The sequence below is a fragment of the uncultured Methanobrevibacter sp. genome, assembly GCF_902788255.1.
Classification (GTDB): domain Archaea; phylum Methanobacteriota; class Methanobacteria; order Methanobacteriales; family Methanobacteriaceae; genus Methanocatella.
This window is the reverse complement of sequence record NZ_CADAJR010000001.1, coordinates 62129-80368: the sequence shown is the minus strand read 5'-3', so window position 1 is coordinate 80368 and position 18240 is coordinate 62129. Positions and strand designations below refer to the sequence as shown.

The window sequence follows — 18240 nt, the reverse complement described above, 5'->3', positions numbered from 1 at the left end:
ATGCGCAAGGCAATGATTATTTTAGGAATACTCATTATCGGAATGCTCATTCCAGTAGGATTTTCCACTAATGACTCCCAGGTTGTAATAACCTACGGTGAGACAACCTACAACAATGCAAACTATAAAAATACCGTTGATACATTTTTCAAAAATCAGGCAAATGTTGATTTGAACTCTGTTGAATCAAAAATCATCAGCGCAAGTGACGTAAATAAGATTTCAAGTACAATAACCGGTAAAACATACTCTTCCAGCCAAATCTATTCATCAGCACTGGTGGATTTGAATGACAACGACAATCTGGAGGTAAGTGTTGACAAGTCACAAATCACAACAATTACCGGAGACATGTACATTTCCGCATTAAAATCAGCGGGAATCACTGCAGGACACGTTTATGTAACAAGCCCAGTGAGTGCAACAGGTGAATCCGCACTTGCGGGAATCATGAATTCATATGAAGTAGTGACTGATGTTGAAATTCCTGAAACAGTAAAAGAAGCTGCAAACAATGAGATTTACACACAGGCAGAAATCGTGAAAAACTCAGATGTGAATGCGGATGACCTATCCAAACTCGTTGATGATGTAAAAGAAGAGGTTAAGGAAAAGAATGTGACAGATCACACCACCATCGTAAACATCATTAACAACTATACTGTAGTTAACAACGTCAACATTACAAACAGTGATATTGAAAACCTTGCAACAAGTATCGAGCAAATCCAAAACGTGCAGGGAGACATTAACACTTACCAAAGTGAAGTGTCAGGTGCATTCAATAACACAACAAATCAGGCAAATGACTTTTTAGGTGGATTATTTAACTAATCCACTTCATTCTATTTTTATCAGTGTTTTTCCTTTAGACCCGCCAGCATCCACCTTTTGAAGAGCCTTATTAACATCACTTAAAACAAAGAAATGATAATCTAAAAGCAAGGATTTTATGAAAACATGAATGATTCCAATAGCTGGAAAAGACTATTCATAATGCATCCGTTTTTTCAAAACAAATTCCCTCAATAATGTATATGACCTGACAAAAAACAGCAAAAACCTTCTCAAATAGTTTGATGAAAGAAACTAAATACTCATAAGGAAACATCCTCAATTAAAAAGCGAAATTTAAAAAAAAGAAAAAGGACACTACCTTTTAATAAAGATAGTGTTTTTAATTATATTTTTGCCATAACTGGTTTTAACAGTGTGCTTACCGACTTTAAGTTTTAATTTAAGTTTTAAAGTGGCAATACCTTTTTTATTGGTTTTCACCTTATATGATTTACCTTTAATCTTAAAAGTGATTTTTTTATTCTTTAAAGCTTTACCTTTAATATCCACCAGTTTTGCATTGAATTTTATTGTTTTACCTTTTTTAACCTTAATGTTTTTAGCAGTCAGGGTTGGTTTTACAACAATATTGTTTTTAACTGTTTTACCATGATAACTAGCAGTTATCTTGTATTTTCCAGCCTTCAAATTGATTTTAACTGATGCAAAACCATTAGAGTTACTTACTGAGCGTATTGAAACCCCATTGATTTTAAATGTTACCTTTAATCCGGATACGTATTTACCTTCATCATTGCAAACACGCACGGTAAATAGTTTACCCTCACCATAATACATTTTCAAATCTTTATTTCCAACAATCCAATTGTATACCTTTGGCTTGGTGGTTTTTTTAGCGATTTCAATTGATTGTGTGATTACCTCCCCGTTGGCAAGGTTTGTAATCTCCACCTCATAGTGACCATTTGGAAGATTCAACGGAATGTATGCGACACCTTCACTGTTGGTGGTTGTGAAATAATCCTCTCCTCCAATGCGTATTTTCACTTTCTGATTTGTGGCCAACTCACCATCACCTTTTATTAAAGTAACGCTAAATTGAGAATCATAAACCTTGTTTTCAAGAATTATTGTTGGTTTAATCAAAACATTTACAGTGTCATATGAAGCCGCATAATTTACATTACCTTTAAAACCAATGCCCAGATTATAGCTTCCCTGAGGCAAATTGATTGGTATTGAAGCATGACCGTTTGAATCAGTTGTTCTTTTATAAGAATTGCCATTGATTGAAAACAGCATTTCCATTCCTTTTAATGGATTGCCATATTGATCAAGCAACTGAACCGAATACAGTATGTTCCTGTTGGAATAATCAACAATATTGTTTGCCCTGATTTGAGTATTAATAAGACTCACTACATTAAATGAATGAGTGTTATTTAAAAATTTATAGTTTAAACCGCTTTCAACATTGATATGATGAATTCCTCGTGCCAGTCCCATTAATGAGAATGTCATATAACCGTTTACAATTTTCTTATTAATCCTTTCACCGTCAACACTTACGATCAAATCATCATCAATATTTGCCGCTGAGATTTGAATGACGGCATTATTGCCATGAATGCTTGATGAAATTCTAATGACCATTTCCTTTTTAGTGACTTTAATGGATTTAACAGTGCTGTATACAATATCCTCACTGCCGAATCCCGCATAACCAATATCAACAGTGTAAACTCCTGCATCCAAATCAATAGGCAAATATGCAACACCGTCAACATCAGTGTAGGTTGTGACAACCTGACCATTGGATAAGCTGAATACGACTTTACGGCCTGAAACTTCACCGTTTAAAATATCAGTTAAAATAATGGAATATGTCTCATCATTATCATATACTGCAGTCAGATCACCTGCAAGAATTGTTGTCCTTGCAAATGAAGTGGCATTACTTGAAGACATGTACTCTCTTGCATGGAATGTTGAGGAGATATTGTTCACTTCACCCAATATGACGTTGGAAAGAATTGCAACACCATTTATAACATCAACCGTCGTTAAAACACCATTTACATTGAATGTGACCGCACCGCCATTTATAAGATTGCCATCCTTATCTGTTATTGTAGATACAACATCAACAGCTTCGCCTCTGCTTGCAATAGTCAATTTATTATAGGATTCCTTATAAGTTAATGTGAATGCTTTAATGCATGCAACCATCCCGTCATTGTTCATGTCATATTCCATACCTGACGGAGATATGCGATAGGATATTTCAGACCTGTAATTGGCATCCCTAACAGCCTTGTTGGCGCGTGAAAGTGAAAAGAAACTTTTTCCTTCATCTGAAGTCAACCCTATCACCACTTCAAACTTATCGCCCCTGCTGAGCTTTACCGGAGTGTTCAGGTTAATAGTGAAATAACCTGCCTGACCAATGTAGCCTGATTGATAGTGTTTTAATTCATCATTGACCAATATTTCAACTGTCCACTCGGCCGGAAATGAAAAATAGGTTGAAACGGCAGCAAGATACTCCTCTTCAGTTGAATGGAAAACGTTTTTGAATTTATATCCGTTGCCTCCACTGACCCATGTTGTGGACACTCCAGTTGTCTCGTGCTGATAGTTCTTATCAAAAGCAACAGTGTCATTTAATATCAGAGTGTATCCGTCTTCCTTACCAACCTGCAATAAGGTCTTATCATAATAGGAAACATAGAAATACCCATTATTTCCCCAATTAGGGCCCCAACTGTTTTTAACTAACCATGCCCCTGTACGACCGTTAATGTTTATTGTATCATCCCAGCCTACAACGGTTACGGCATGATCTGATGATATGTCCTCATCACAGCAATAATAGTAATCCCCACTTAGGAAATAGTCATCATAATACATTGATGTTGCAACAGCACCATATTTTAAAATGGCCCTTTTGATTTCATCATTATCAAGATAATCGGTTCTTGTGAAAAACAGTGCATTTTGAACGTGCATGATACTGTCCATAAATGTTGAAAGAACTGAATTGGCATCATACGGATCATCTTGTTCCAGTATAGGACCTAACCAACTTGCAAGATAAGCCAACGCCATTTTAAAGTTACCACCATCATTAACCACTTTATCATATCCGTAATCCGAATATAACGTGATGAGGTTTTTCAAATTGTTTTCAGACAAGTCAACCACATTGCCTCCGGCTTTAAGAATGCATGATTCCAAAACGGCCAGTGCTGAGAATGCCCAGCAGTTTCCATTGGCTCCTTGATTTTTGACAGAGGTCACAAATCCATCTTCAACTAAACTGTATCTTGTTGGAATGCCTCCAATATAATCTGTTATGGAGTATAATGTATAATTCCCATCCCTGAAAACAAGGTTGACTGATGATGATTCATATTTATCATTTCCGTTTCGGGCATGATTGTTTTGATAAGTGTTGGCATCCAATCCCACATTATTGAATAGTGAGCATATTGCACCACCATATTCAATTGCCTCATTGTCAATGAAGTAATTCGAGGAAATGATAGGTTGCTCCACACTATCAATGAATAATGCCCCGCCGCTTTTAGCAGTATTATTTACAAAAATGGAGTTGGTTAAAGTGACTGTCTCATACATTGAATAAACAGCACCTCCTTTATATGATGCGATGTTATTTTCACACCTAATTCGATCCAATACCATATTAGATGAAAGTGATGTGATTGCACTTCCCATTTTTGCCTGCATATTTGTAAAATTAGAATAATTTAGCGTTAAGCCTGATTCATATAAGTATATTCCCGCTCCTGCATTTGCTAATGCCTTGCCGTTTGAGAATCGAGAATTTGAAATCAGCACATTTGATGAATAATGAATAGCTATTGAACCGCCATAGTATAAGGCAGTATTATTTATAAAATCAGAGTTAATAATTTCCAGAATACCGTTTTCCACATAAACAGCACCACCTTTAAAGGCAGCATTGTCTTTTATTGTACAGTTAGTTAATTTAACATCAGTTGCATACGCATAAATCGCCCCACCATCATATTCGGTGTTGAAACCTGTCCTATTGGATGAGGTGAAAATTGAGTTTTTTGCCTCGAGGCTTCCCTGGATGTTGACGAAAAGGAAATTTTTCAATGTGATATTTTCAAAATACAGATATCCATTGTAGTTTATTATTTCACATCCCCTTCCATCGATTATAGTTTGTGATGCGTCCTGACCATAAAAATTAACATTGTATAAAGGCTCGTAACCATCATGGTTGAAAGTGTATTCACCATTTGCAAAGTGCAAATCTGAATTGTCCTTAAGCCTGTCCGTTTTCAATTCCCTGTAAGGATTTGATTTTGTTCCTTCCCCATCCCTTTCCTGTGATGAGTTGAAATAATAACTAGGGGTTTCTTTTAAAGCAATGTTTTCAACATGCTCTATCACCTCAGTTTCATTTGCCGACTCATCAAAAGCATAAGCTGATGGGAGCACCATTAAAACAGAAAAAATTATTGATAATAATATCAAATTGTAATTTTTCATTTAGTTCACCAATAATACAAAAAAGTATTTTATTTTCTTTGATAAAAACGAGCGATACAATTAAATTGATAAGAAATAGGATTAACTAATCCTTTTTATCATATTATCAGCACAATCCATGTTTTTATAATAACACGGTTAACGACGAGCAAATAATCAGGTATTGGATTAACTAATTGAATTTCTCAAAAACATTGAATGTAACTTAATTATTTTCACTCAAAAAAGTACATCTTTACACAATACGAACAACATATAGTCAATGAGGACATATGCCATATTTAATGTACTTAAAAAAAGTCCTCATTATATCTATTGTTATATGATTATATAAAGCTTACCATAGTTTAAAGAAAATAAGTTACATGAAAACCAAAAATCAATTAAGTAGAAAAAATAAGAAAATAATTAATATTTCATGGCATGTCAAGAGTAAGCTACATTAAATTATGTGGGTTACCTTCTAAAAATAAGGCAAAACTACCACGAATTCCAACAAAAATAAATAGAAAAAATCATAATAACTGCTCAACTTCATCAATAAATTTTTCAGCTTGCAAAATAAGCTCTTCAGCTAACTCTTCAGAAAAAACAACAGAATAATCATAACTAGATTTATTCCTAAGTGTTCTACCATCATAGAGATAATCATAAGATTCTTTACTAAGCAAACCTTCTTTAACATACTCTTTAGCTAGTTGCCTTAAAGTACCCTCATGAGTCTTTGGAGAAATATCCTTTTTCAATAACAAAGCTAAAGCAGAAGAATACATTGCATAATAAGATAAAGTCACTGAATCCCTATATTGTCCACCTTCAAACAACATTTTACTGGAAATCAATTGCTCCTTACCTACATTAAATGCTTCTCCAACATTATCCAATTACAACACCTTCATTAAGCACATTAGTTAAAAATGGATTATTTCTTGTTTTATTAAAATGTTCTTCTGTCATTAAATGTGGAGAAATCACTTCATCTTTTTCAAGAATAATATCAACAGCTATTCTATTAATTTTATATCTTAAATCATCAGCATTAGGAGATACAATTAAGATATCTATATCGGACTCTTCGGTATCTTCACCACGAGCAACAGAACCAAATAACATTATTAATTTAATATCATCAGATTTAATAGTTTTTGCGAATTCTTTAGCTATTTCAATCCTGTCATTCATGATAATCACCTAGATTTAATATAATAATTAATATCAAACTCCTACATAATAAACATTTTGCAAAACAACAATGCCATGATATCAAACATAACCACTCAAAAGAGCACTTACATGTTTAATTAATTTATTAAACAATTATAAAAGGTTTTTGATATGAATCTAGTGAAATATTGATTTTAACTTGTAAAATTACAAAAACAAATTAATATTGATAGATATATATTAAAAAAAATACATAAATATCTATTAATGTTTCATTGAGTAGATAATATGGTTAATGAAAAGAATACAGATTTATTTATATCAAGGTTGTTAGATAGTGCAAATATCGAGTTTATGCCTAATGGAAGTAGTATTAAAGAAATTGAAGATGCATTAAAAACTGCATCCAAAAGAGGAACAAAAAGAGTAGGATTTCCAGAGTTTGTAGGAAAATCAAAAGAATTCATAATAGTTATTGAGGATAAGGCAGAAACCAGCAAACAAGCATTATACTGTGAAAAAAATCTCAATAGATTAGATTTAAGAATAAATGCACTAACAGATTATGCAGAAAATGGTGCATTACATTATGCACAACATATAATAAACAATACTAATTTTAAAAAAATTTTCGCATTTGGATGTAGTGGAGATGAAAAACACCATATTATCAGACCCATATATGTAGATGAAAATGATTACACCATATTAGATGAAGTTGAAAACTTTGAAAACTTTAACGAGGAAAATATAGAACAATATTATAAAGAAATTATACTTAATGAAACTCCGGCAGAAGTTATAGAAATAGAAGAAGTATTAGGAAAATCAAAAGAATTAAATGAACTATTAACATCAAGAGGTAGTTTAACAGATGCAGAAAAACCATTAGTAGTATCAGCAATATTATTAGCATTAAATGAAAATGCAGATATTGATCAATCACTAAAAGCAGATGAAATAAGTAATGATGGAAAAATAATAAGTGATGCCGTTTGTTGTAATTTGCAAAGAATAAAAGTAGAACAAAAAGTAGACGCTATAATGCACCAATTTAATTTTATAAAAGATAGACCCAATCTTAACGAAGTAGATGAAAACTTAGGAAAAACACCATTAAAGTATTTTACCGAGTATATTAAAGATAAAATATTTCCGGCAATATCAACAACACATGAAGATATACTAGGCTTCTTTTATGGAGAATTTATTAAATATAGTGGGGGTGATGGTCAATCATTAGGAATTGTACTAACACCAACACATATAACAGAATTATTTTGTGATTTACTAGAAATTACTCCACAAGACAAAGTATTAGACCCTTGTGCAGGAACTGGAAGCTTTTTAGTATCAGCAATGAATAGAATGATAAATTCAGTTGAAACAGAAGAAGAAAAGAAACATATAAAAGAAAATAACTTACATGGCATAGAATTAAAAGAAAATATGTTCTCAATTGCTACAACAAATATGATTTTAAGAGGAGACGGTAAAACTAATTTAATTTGTGCCGATTTCTTAAAACAAGACCCTCAAGAACTCAGAAAAAATAAATATACTGTAGGAATGATGAACCCCCCATATTCACTAAGAAAAAATAAAGAAACAGCCCATTTATCAGAAATACACTTTGTTAAACACTTATTAGACTCCTTAGATGATAATGCCCGATGTGGAGTAATTGTCCCACAACCAGCAATGATTGGAAAAAATACCGAAGATAAGAACATGAAAAAAGAAATTCTCAAAAATCACACACTTGAAGGAGTTATAACTCTAAATGGAGATACTACTTTCTATGGAGTTGGTACAATGCCATGTATTGCCATTTTTAAAGCACATAAAACCCATCCTAGTGAAAAAAGATGTAAATTCATCAATTTTGAAGATGACGGATATGAGTTGAGAAAACATATTGGTATAATAAAAACAGAAAGGGCAATCGAACGAAAGGAACACCTTCTAAAATGTTGGAATGATGAACTTGATGCAACAAGTGAATTCATGGTAAAATCTAAAATAAAACCTACAGATGAATGGTTACATTCATTTTATTATTTTAATGATGAAATACCTCTAGAAAACGAATTCTATAAGACAATGGGCGATTATTTAAGTTTTGAATTTAAAATGATAATGGAAGATAGAGAGAATTTATTTAAATAGTGATAATATGGCACTTAATGAAATAATTAACTGGAAATCATTTCGTTTTGATGAAATCTTTATTATAAAAGGAGGATTTTACAATAAAAAGCCACCATTCAATGAAAATGGAGAAATCCCATTCATAGGTGCAACAAATTCTAATAATGGTGTGACTGGCTTTTGTCTATTACAAGATATTGAAAATTCATCTAAAATGGGACATGGAAAAAATCATGACATAACTAATAAAATTTTCGAAGGAAATTGTATTACTGTAACAAACAATGGTTCTGTAGGTTATGCATACTATCAAACAAATCAATTTACATGTAGTCATGATATAAATGTATTATATCTTAAAAATTTTGAATTAAATAAATATATTGCATTATTTTTAATCGTTGCAATCCAACAACAAAAATCTTGTTATGCCTACTCTAGAAAATGGAGACCTATGAGAATGAAAAGTTCAAATTTAATATTGCCTACTAATAACAAAGGCATGCCCCATTACCAGTATATGGAAGAATTTATGAAATCAAAAGAAAAAGAATTAATTGAAAGATATACTAATTATCTAGACTCTACTAATTGGGGGGGGGGCAAAATATAATCTAAAATCTGTTCAATGGAAAGAATTTTATATTAATGAATTATTTGAAGATATCCAAAGAGGTAAAAGATTAACAAAAGCAAATTTTATCAATGGAGAAACACCTTATGTATCGTCTTCTTCTGAATCAAATGGCGTTGATACATTTATAGGAAATAAAGAAAAAGTTAGAATATTTGAAAATTGCATAACATTAGCAAATAGTGGAAGTGTTGGCAGTACCTTCTATCACCCTTACACTTTTGTAGCAAGTGACCATATAACCCATTTAAAAAATGATAATTTTAATAAATACATCTATTTATTCATTGCTTCCATTATTAAAAGATTGAAATCAAAATATAATTTTAATAGAGAAATTAATGATAATAGATTGAAAAGAGAAGTAATAATATTGCCCATAACAGAAAATGAGGATATAGACTATAAATTTATTGAAGAATATATGATGAACTTAGAAACGGGAATGATTAAAAAATATTTAAAATACCTAAAATATAAATCTTAAGCCATCTCTTAACCAATAATCAAATAATTAATTTTTTAATTACTAAATTAATTTATTTAATTACATTCACATTTACAAACTTACCTACATCAACATGACGAAAAATGATAGTTTATAAATAGTGGAACAATATCTAAATTAGCCCCCATAATTATAATACTTAATGGGTCATCTATTAAATATATTCATCAAAATAATGTTAAGTAATAGTTGTTATAAGTTTCACCCTTTCAAATACTAACTTCAGTGCCAAACCCCCAACTAGATGATCATATTAAATTATAGCACAATAAAATTCTACTTCAGCACCCCTAACTAACACCATCACAACAATTGCACAAGCAAGTAAGCAACAAACTAATTAATCATGTACAAAACTAATAGCTATTACTACAGACTAACAATACTAAAACAAGCCGAATTACTGAAAAAAACTGAAAATAAGGACTCAAAACTCGATTTTTCATTAAATGACCTTTCCACCTTCATTTAATAAAATTACCTACTTTTAATGTCTTACAAAACATGCAATATTTAAAAAAATTTTCCTTTTTATAGTCTTTAGAATACTAGGAATATACATGAACAATAAAAAAGATTGTCCAAGTGAATACACGGACATAATTACATTAAAAGTTACTGATGACTTTAAAGATATGCTCGATTATTTACAAGAGCACACCATGTTAAATAGAAGTTCAGTAATTAGGTATGCAGTTGTTGAATTTTACAAAGCTAATAAAGGTGATTTACATAAATACGATTGATTTTAGAGAAGAAGAACTTCTCGAACAGAAAGAAAAAACAGAGTTTCTGATAGAACTTTGCAACAAATACAGAGCTGAACATAAAAGGTATTATAATTTACCCCTTCCTGAAGATATTATTCGTATACATGACAATAAAATTGGATACAATAATTACAATAATATAAACAATTTAGAATACTACAAGGAAGAACTAGATTTTTATAAACATGTAGCTGAACATTATGATAATAATGATTTCATAATAACAGATATGCATCTCTACGGTGGATTATATGATGCAGAGCAACTTGAAAAGTTTTACATTAGTCCTGAAGCAAGAAGGAGAGTGCATAATATTTGTGATGAAATTGAAGCAAGTATAAAAAAATTAAAACAAAACAAATAACAGCCAATTATATTAAATACTGCGAAAAAATCAAGAGTCATGTGAGCTGTTAAAGTAGCTTTAATGACTCGACCAATCATCACAGTAAATGAAATTATTCCTAAAATAAAACTATCTTAAAAGACTTTAATTTTAAAATGTCTGCAAATATGATGTGATAATATAAATCGAAAGGTTTATATATCTTTTTAATGTAAAATATGTTTAAATATATCCCAAAAGTGAATTTGAAAGGTGATTTTGAATAGAAGGATAACTTATAATTAATGAAGTTCTATTAGGTGCTCGAACTAAATTACTTTATGGGAGGTCTTTTTTTATGATTTCCAAACCTGAAATATGCTTAAATAATGAGCATATTAATATAGGAATCAATTATCAAATATTGAGTTATTTAAGAACACATCATACTAGAAATGGTTATGATGACTGGTACGATATTACAATTACTCGCAATGATATTCCGACTTTAATGTCTCTTGCAGAAACTGAAGATGAAGTCAAATTCATTAGTAGACTAAAACATGACGACATCATCGATATAATAGAACACACATATTTTTAATTTAAAACAAGTAGAACACTTTTGGTGTTGTTCTTAACAAGCAGAAACAGACAGGAAGAACAGTTACCATATTGTACACTGTAACTGTTTATTTTCTGACACTTATAAATATTTTCTGCTAACCATTACCACACTAAAACTCGTTCTTAAGCCAGTTGAATAAATAAGCATGTAATTGCGTAATTAATTGCTTGAATAATTAAGCAATTAAAAAAAACCATAAAGGAGTAATATATATGGTTATAAGAACAATAGATGAGTCAGAAAATCGAAGAACTGATTCAAATCAATTTTATAAACAATTAGAAATGATTTACGAAAATTTATTTTATCCAATTGATGAAAAAAGAAAAGGAAAATACTGGAAAAAACCAGCTAATAATGCAAAAGAATTAGTGGAATTTGCAACTAACACCAATGATGAAGACAAATTCATTGAAATATATACATCAATCAATGATGATGTAGTAGGAACAATACGAACGATATTTTTAGATTTTGACTTAAGCAAAGAATCACAATTAGAATGGGAATTAAACCATACATTAAATACTATATCTGACTCTGAAATCAATCCAACCATTGAAAAATATAAAACACGAGAAGATATAAGTGACTTAACTGATAAAGAACGAACGCACTTATTAAACTACTTAAGCAATAAAGAAAAAATAGAATTGTCTGAATTAACAGAGGAAGAAATACAAAGCTATTTTTACAAAAAAATTAAAGATGGTTATCTAAAAGAACCCTTTGAAGATGCAATGAAGGTCGCAGACTATTTCACAGAACATGGAATTGATGTAACTGTAAATTGGTCTGGAAGTAAAGGTTTACACATTAGAATACCTTTAAATGAATTAACTTTCACCGACAAGATAAATAATGACCCGAAACTTTTCACATTATCATTAGGCGAAGCTATTGAAACATCAATACTACATAAACCTATAAAAAAATCAACACTTGATTATGCAGTATTGAATAGAAATAAAGGTTTACAAAGATTACCAGTTACACAACATAGCACAAGCAAACTTTACAGTAACTTTATACAATTAAATGATGATTACAGTACAGCCATCAGCCATTTATTACATGTAAAATCCAATTATCTCCCAAACACCATAGATAAAAAAGCAAATACGAAAAAGTTCATGGAATTGTCTATTGTTAAAGAAGCTATTTCAACAGCTACAGAAAATAAATCTGATGACAACTACCCTGATGAACATGCAAATCCCCATTATAACTTTAGTTCTGACCGTGAAGAACTGAAAGAAATGATTGGAAAAGTGTATATTACAGGACATAGAAATGAAATTGGTTACAGAATTGTGCATGTATTGCGACGGAGCGGATTTACACAAGAAGAAGTTGAAAGCATCTTCCAAGAATTACACATCACAGGATCATCAGATTATGCCGACACTATTGGTGGAAGCATCAAATATGCTTATAGTAAAGACATTAAACACCTTTGTGGAATGCGACACTTAATAAAAGGGATAGAAGAATTACCTCACTTTACTGGTAAGAAAACTGTAATCGATTACTTCAAAAGCAACTTTGGTTATTATGATAAACCTACAGAAACTGAAGTAAAACCATTTAAAATTAAAAACAAAGAAGTAGCAGTTGTTGTTTACGAAAATAATACTGACAAATGGATTGTTTTTTTAGAAATCATTGATGGTATTAATCTAGAATTAAATTTTAACACACTGCAAGGTTCATTTATTAGAAAAAACGATGATGAAAACCTAATAACTTTTGAATTTAAGTACAAAAAGCAGTTATTTAAAATAGCTAAAGATGAACTAAAAACCATCAAAGCTATTTTAGCTGATGAAGATGTTGAAATGCCAAAATTGTTAGATACAAAGCTAAAACAGTATTTTAAGAATAATGACGATTTTATTTCATCAAAAAAAGAATTAACACTTGAACAAGAGCTAATTAAATTATTTTCAAGTTATAATGTTAATGTTAGGAAATGTAGACAACGATTAGGTCATTATTTTAAAGAAAAAGGAATGCTATTGCGAAAAAGTATCAATACCCCGTATTTACTAGATAAAAATACTAATGGATATGATTCAGTTGATATAGATAATCTAGTGATAAAACTAGACAATGAATTATTTAATAATCAAGACTTAGTTCACTCGAATGATGTTAAAGATGCAATTGGATTTGTTAGTAACCGACAAAACCCAAAATACAACATTGTAAAGTTTAACAACTGTTTGTATGATATGGTAAATTTTAAAGTAATATCAGCTAATGATGAACCAGTATTTACATTGATTGAAGCCGCACATAATTACAATCCCCAAGCTAAAGGAGAAAAAGTACAGCATTTCCTAGAAACATCATTAGCTAAACCAAATAATGAATCAAAACAAGATATAGAAGAATTAAAGCAAGGTTTTTTAGAAATGATTGGTTATATCTTAACAAGTGGAAACAAATTAAATGCTTTCTTTATCATAGCAGGTATAGGTGGAGCAGGTAAAGGTGTAGCTAGTAATCTAATCACAAACATTTTCGGAAGTGATAAAGTAGGTAGATTACAATTACAAGAGCTTACACCTGACAACAGATTTGCAACAGCACATCTAGAAAATAAGCAAGTAAATATTGTAAGTGACTCCCCTAAAAAACCTATTGAAGATACAGGACTGTTAAAATCAATTACAGGATATGATGACATACCAGTCGAACCTAAAGGTAAGGATAAATACACAATTCCTAAAGAAGAAGTTCCAGACATGATAGTTGTCTGTAATAACTTACCAAAATTTAAAGATGGGATTGAAGAGGCTATTGTGCAAAGAGTAGTTATATTTGAGTTTCTTAATCGATTTCGTGGCACCGAAGAGATGAATCCTAATCTTCTTGAAGAACTATTAACTGACCCAGAAGAAATGGAATGGTTAATTTATAATGGCATTGAAGCATATAAAAAAATGATTACAGAAGGAAATGATTTTAAAGCTAGAATCGATGATGAAAAATCAAGAGAAATATTGGGCAAATTTACTGACCCAATTGCACATATTCTACCAAGATTGGTAAAGTATTCTGATACAGATATCAGTAGTGAAGACCCTATTATTACAACAGAATTAAATCAATTAATTAGGTATGTCGCAAAATGTGAAAGCTTACCAATAGATGTTCTTGATACAAAGGGTCATATAAAAGCTAAGCATTTAACTTCAGAAATCCGTGAGGAATTTGGTTTAGGTAAGGAATGGACAACAACAACTAAACATATCCCTCAATTAAAGGAATCAAGGACTATCTTTCCAAATCTTTATAAAACAGAAGAATATGATGTTTGGCTAGAAAAAATGAATAAAGATAAAAAAGAAAAAGTGAAATAATCAAATTCTAGAGTTCTGGACTTGAATAGTATCAAGTCTAGGTTACTCTCATTCTCTATTTTGCTCTGAAAATGCTCAAAAAGGCTTCTTTCCCAACCCATAGAGAACAATCCATTATACGAAAAAATGATAAAAAATTTTTAATTAACCAACTTTATTTAATTTTATATGTAAGTGATTATAGAACTAACTCTATGAATTTCAAAATATCACATTAGCTTTGTTAGTTCGCCAAAACACAAATGCTTCATCATCTAGTGTTATATGACATTAAGTCCATAAGTCTAGAATTAGTTCTTTTCCTAAAATATCACTATTGTTTTTGCCTTTATTGAGAAGATCATGACTATCTCAAAAACAGATCATCGGAATTCATGAGGAACAATATTTCGCCAAAACATCAGCATGCTAAAAATTAAACTAAAAGCTATTAACTCACATTTAATTTTAAAGCAAAATACATGATTAAATAAGCAATTAATCAAGCAAGTAATTAAATACGCAATTATACTATGCAAAAAGAGATAAAACTTGAAGATTAGTGCAGTTTATACTTTTGCGAGCACCAATTACCCATAAAAAGAAAAATTAAAGAACAAAAGTTTAACTAGATTACCTGAAATGTGCAATGATATGTTGCTTCTTATTGAAATAAAAAAAAGATTGAAGCTAGTTAATTAAATAACTTCTTAACATACAACAATATCATATATCTCTTCGGGAGGATATGTTTCAGGAGCAACATAAACTAATAATCCATCATTATCAAAATAGACAAATCTTTCAGTATTAGCTGGTTGATAATATAATATCTGTCCATCGAAACCATTTATTGTTTTATCCCGTTGAAGTTTAACATATTTACTTACTGGAAATTGATTATCTGAAGAGACATGAATCTCAAATGATGCACCTTTATCATTTTTAAAATCAACTGTTTCAAAAGTTGAAGTTCCATACCTATTAGATTCTTCAAAACCTTCAGGAATAGTGAATGTTTTTCCAAACACAGTTGTTTGACCTCCAGCAACATATTTTGGACTACCATCAGATGTTGAAGATGAACTAAAAGTTCCAGATAGCCATAAACTACCAACTAAAGCTAAAATTAATATTACTGCAACAATGATTAATTTTTCTTTAGATATAGTGTGGAAGTTATAATCCCCTAGAGAATTTGTTTCTAAAACACGATTGAAAATAATAATTGTAATAATTTCAAATAATACAAATCCAACATTAAATAATGAAATAATTGCTAATATTGAAAAAATAATGATTAATAATACATTTACGTTGGTTTTATTGAATTTTCCACTGATTAGTTCATCATAGCTTTTGTAAATTAAATATATACCTACTACAGCACCAAATATTGCTAAACTGGGCAAAATAGTACCTAAAATTGCTAAAATGTATCCTATGACAATATGATTTTTGTATGACTTTTTTGATGAAGAAATGTTGCTATTTGTTTCTTCTTTATCGTCTAGTTTATTACCACATTTTGAACAAAATTGCATTGACTCTTCAAGTTCAGCCCCACATTCAGTACAAAAAATCTTGCTCATTTATTTTTCCTCCATTTAATATCAACTAAATATTAGAGTTTTTCATTTTTTCCAAACATACTTGTTTAATTTCATCAAATTCCTCTTGAGTTATTGCACCCAATTCTAATAATTCTTTAGCTTCTTTTAATTGACCCATATAATTTGTTTCAACTTTTATTTGTGAATTTCCTCCTCTATTACTATGGATATCTAAAATTTTTTGATTTACATAATCATAAATTCTATCAATTTCATTTTGATAAAAAGTTCGATAGTGAACAACATTTTCGCTTTTGCCATATTGTCTTGATTGTGCCATTCCTGGAACTTCAAATTCAATAGAACCCAAAATGTTTATTGTAGCATCTCTTTTTTGAATACTATGTATTTGATTATAATATATTCTTTTCACACCTCCCAATTTACTTAAAAATTGTTTTAGAGGATTTCCAGTGAAATCTAATTCAATATAATCTTCAAAAACAGATAATGAAGCATCTCGCCCATTTACATAAAACAATGCTCCATCTGGTTTTTCGTTTTTTATTTGTTGATTAACTTTTTTTTGGGTTTCTATTTGTTTTTTTGATTTTATTGCTTTTTTACGAATGTTCTGATTTTTTTGATAGTTTGATACCTCTTCAATTATATTGTTTACACCTAAATCTGATAAAATAGAATTTGATTTACTTGAATTATTTTGTGTTTTTCGTTTAGAAACATCACATGGAATACCACAATTATGGCAAAAAGCATCATCATCATTTAATTGTGTTCCACATTGGTCGCAGAATTTAACCATAATTTTTAACTCCAATAATGTTCAGTTAGTTTTCGATAAGCAAACCCTACACCTACAATAATAAGATATGGAATTAAACAAACAAAAACTAAAAGAATAAAAAATCTGACTTCTGTAAATACAAGTGGCATGAAAATAAATAAACCTGAAATGAAAAAACCAAGAAATACAATAATAGCAAGAATTTTTGATTTAGAATATCTATATCCAAAATCTTCTCCATCATATACCATTAACAATTTGCATACAAGTCATCAACATCGTTTTTAGTTTTAATTGTATGTTTTAAATTATTTTCTAAGGAGGTAAATTGACCACATTTAGGACAAAATTTAGCTCCCTCATCCAATTCATTTCCACACTCAGTACAATACACTTTTTCCATATATCCACCTACTTAAAATTTTTAATACTGCCAATATAATAAATAAAAGAAAGTTGTTTAATTAACAACTTAATGATTAAAATATTATATTACTGAACCACTTCCAGAAGAGTATTTATATACTGTAGCCGAAGCAGGGACATCATAATCAATATGTCCAACCACTTTTTCATTTCCACCGACAGTGTTTATTACAATATCTCCTTTAATATGGTGTGTTGCATGTCCAAAATCATATTCATCTAAACCATCAATACAATCATCAGAGATTGTATAATCAAATTTAAACCCATATTCATTATCTTTAACATAAGTATTTTTGGAGTTAAATGTAACATCTTCTAAATGTTGTGTTTTACCATTATGGTAAGTAACTTCAATGTTCTTTAGCTGAACATTATTAACTTCAGTTATTGTATCAGTTGGTATAATTGTAAAAGCCACATTAGTTTTGTAATTATAATTTACAGTCATGCCAACATCAGTTACATTTACTGAATCACCACCACTAAAAAAGGAGATTATCCCAAAAATAACGATTAAAGCAACTATTACTAAAATAATTGTCTTTAAACCAATTTCAAAATCGCCAATTTTCATATATTATCA

The 18240-nt window shown here is 30.2% G+C and carries 14 protein-coding genes; 7 read left to right on the top strand and 7 right to left on the bottom strand.

Annotated features, from left to right (window positions below):
• Window positions 1–834 (top strand): DUF1002 domain-containing protein, encoded by an 834-nt coding sequence (locus QZV03_RS00465; protein ID WP_296873751.1) that lies wholly within the window; start codon window positions 1–3, stop codon window positions 832–834.
• 318 nt (window positions 835–1152) lie between these two features.
• Here QZV03_RS00465 and QZV03_RS00460 read toward each other — a convergent pair whose 3' ends face one another.
• From QZV03_RS00460 to QZV03_RS00450, 3 genes are all read right to left on the bottom strand, one after another.
• Window positions 1153–5343 carry a C1 family peptidase gene (locus tag QZV03_RS00460; protein ID WP_296873750.1) on the bottom strand — a complete coding sequence of 1397 codons (4191 nt, stop codon included), beginning with the start codon at window positions 5341–5343 and terminating at the stop codon, window positions 1153–1155.
• 515 nt (window positions 5344–5858) lie between these two features.
• Window positions 5859–6227, bottom strand: coding sequence for a HEPN domain-containing protein (locus QZV03_RS00455; protein WP_296873749.1), 369 nt, complete (start codon window positions 6225–6227; stop codon window positions 5859–5861).
• On the bottom strand, window positions 6220–6525 hold the full coding sequence (locus tag QZV03_RS00450) for a nucleotidyltransferase domain-containing protein (protein WP_296873748.1): 306 nt from the start codon (window positions 6523–6525) through the stop codon (window positions 6220–6222). The genes QZV03_RS00455 and QZV03_RS00450 overlap by 8 nt, the downstream gene beginning before the upstream one ends.
• A gap of 270 nt (window positions 6526–6795) precedes the next feature.
• Here QZV03_RS00450 and QZV03_RS00445 point away from each other — a divergent pair, with 270 nt between their 5' ends.
• The 6 genes from QZV03_RS00445 (at window position 6796) to QZV03_RS00420 (ending at window position 14891) form a co-directional block, all read left to right on the top strand.
• Window positions 6796–8676 (top strand): class I SAM-dependent DNA methyltransferase, encoded by a 1881-nt coding sequence (locus tag QZV03_RS00445; protein ID WP_296873747.1) that lies wholly within the window; start codon window positions 6796–6798, stop codon window positions 8674–8676.
• A gap of 7 nt (window positions 8677–8683) precedes the next feature.
• On the top strand, window positions 8684–9271 hold the full coding sequence (locus QZV03_RS00440; RefSeq protein WP_296873746.1) for a restriction endonuclease subunit S: 588 nt from the start codon (window positions 8684–8686) through the stop codon (window positions 9269–9271).
• The gene (locus tag QZV03_RS00435) at window positions 9249–9779 is read left to right on the top strand and encodes a restriction endonuclease subunit S (protein WP_296873774.1); all 531 of its coding nucleotides are present in this window, start codon (window positions 9249–9251) and stop codon (window positions 9777–9779) included. Before QZV03_RS00440 ends, QZV03_RS00435 begins: the two co-directional genes overlap by 23 nt.
• Window positions 9780–10499: 720 nt before the next feature.
• On the top strand, window positions 10500–10934 hold the full coding sequence (locus QZV03_RS00430) for a hypothetical protein (protein WP_296873745.1): 435 nt from the start codon (window positions 10500–10502) through the stop codon (window positions 10932–10934).
• Between the two features lie 319 nt (window positions 10935–11253).
• Window positions 11254–11499 (top strand): hypothetical protein, encoded by a 246-nt coding sequence (locus QZV03_RS00425; RefSeq protein WP_296873744.1) that lies wholly within the window; start codon window positions 11254–11256, stop codon window positions 11497–11499.
• 236 nt (window positions 11500–11735) lie between these two features.
• Entirely contained in the window at window positions 11736–14891 is a 3156-nt protein-coding gene (locus QZV03_RS00420) for a DUF5906 domain-containing protein (RefSeq protein ID WP_296873743.1), read from the top strand.
• 689 nt (window positions 14892–15580) lie between these two features.
• Here the strand turns inward: QZV03_RS00420 and QZV03_RS00415 are convergent.
• From QZV03_RS00415 to QZV03_RS00400, 4 genes are all read right to left on the bottom strand, one after another.
• Entirely contained in the window at window positions 15581–16462 is an 882-nt protein-coding gene (locus QZV03_RS00415) for a zinc ribbon domain-containing protein (protein ID WP_296873742.1), read from the bottom strand.
• A gap of 25 nt (window positions 16463–16487) precedes the next feature.
• A complete protein-coding gene (locus tag QZV03_RS00410; protein ID WP_296873741.1) occupies window positions 16488–17246 on the bottom strand; it encodes a zinc-ribbon domain-containing protein in 759 nt (252 codons plus the stop codon).
• Between the two features lie 232 nt (window positions 17247–17478).
• A complete protein-coding gene (locus tag QZV03_RS00405; RefSeq protein ID WP_296873740.1) occupies window positions 17479–17631 on the bottom strand; it encodes a zinc ribbon domain-containing protein in 153 nt (50 codons plus the stop codon).
• 84 nt (window positions 17632–17715) lie between these two features.
• Entirely contained in the window at window positions 17716–18231 is a 516-nt protein-coding gene (locus QZV03_RS00400; RefSeq protein ID WP_069575441.1) for a hypothetical protein, read from the bottom strand.
• Window positions 18232–18240 lie beyond the last annotated feature (9 nt).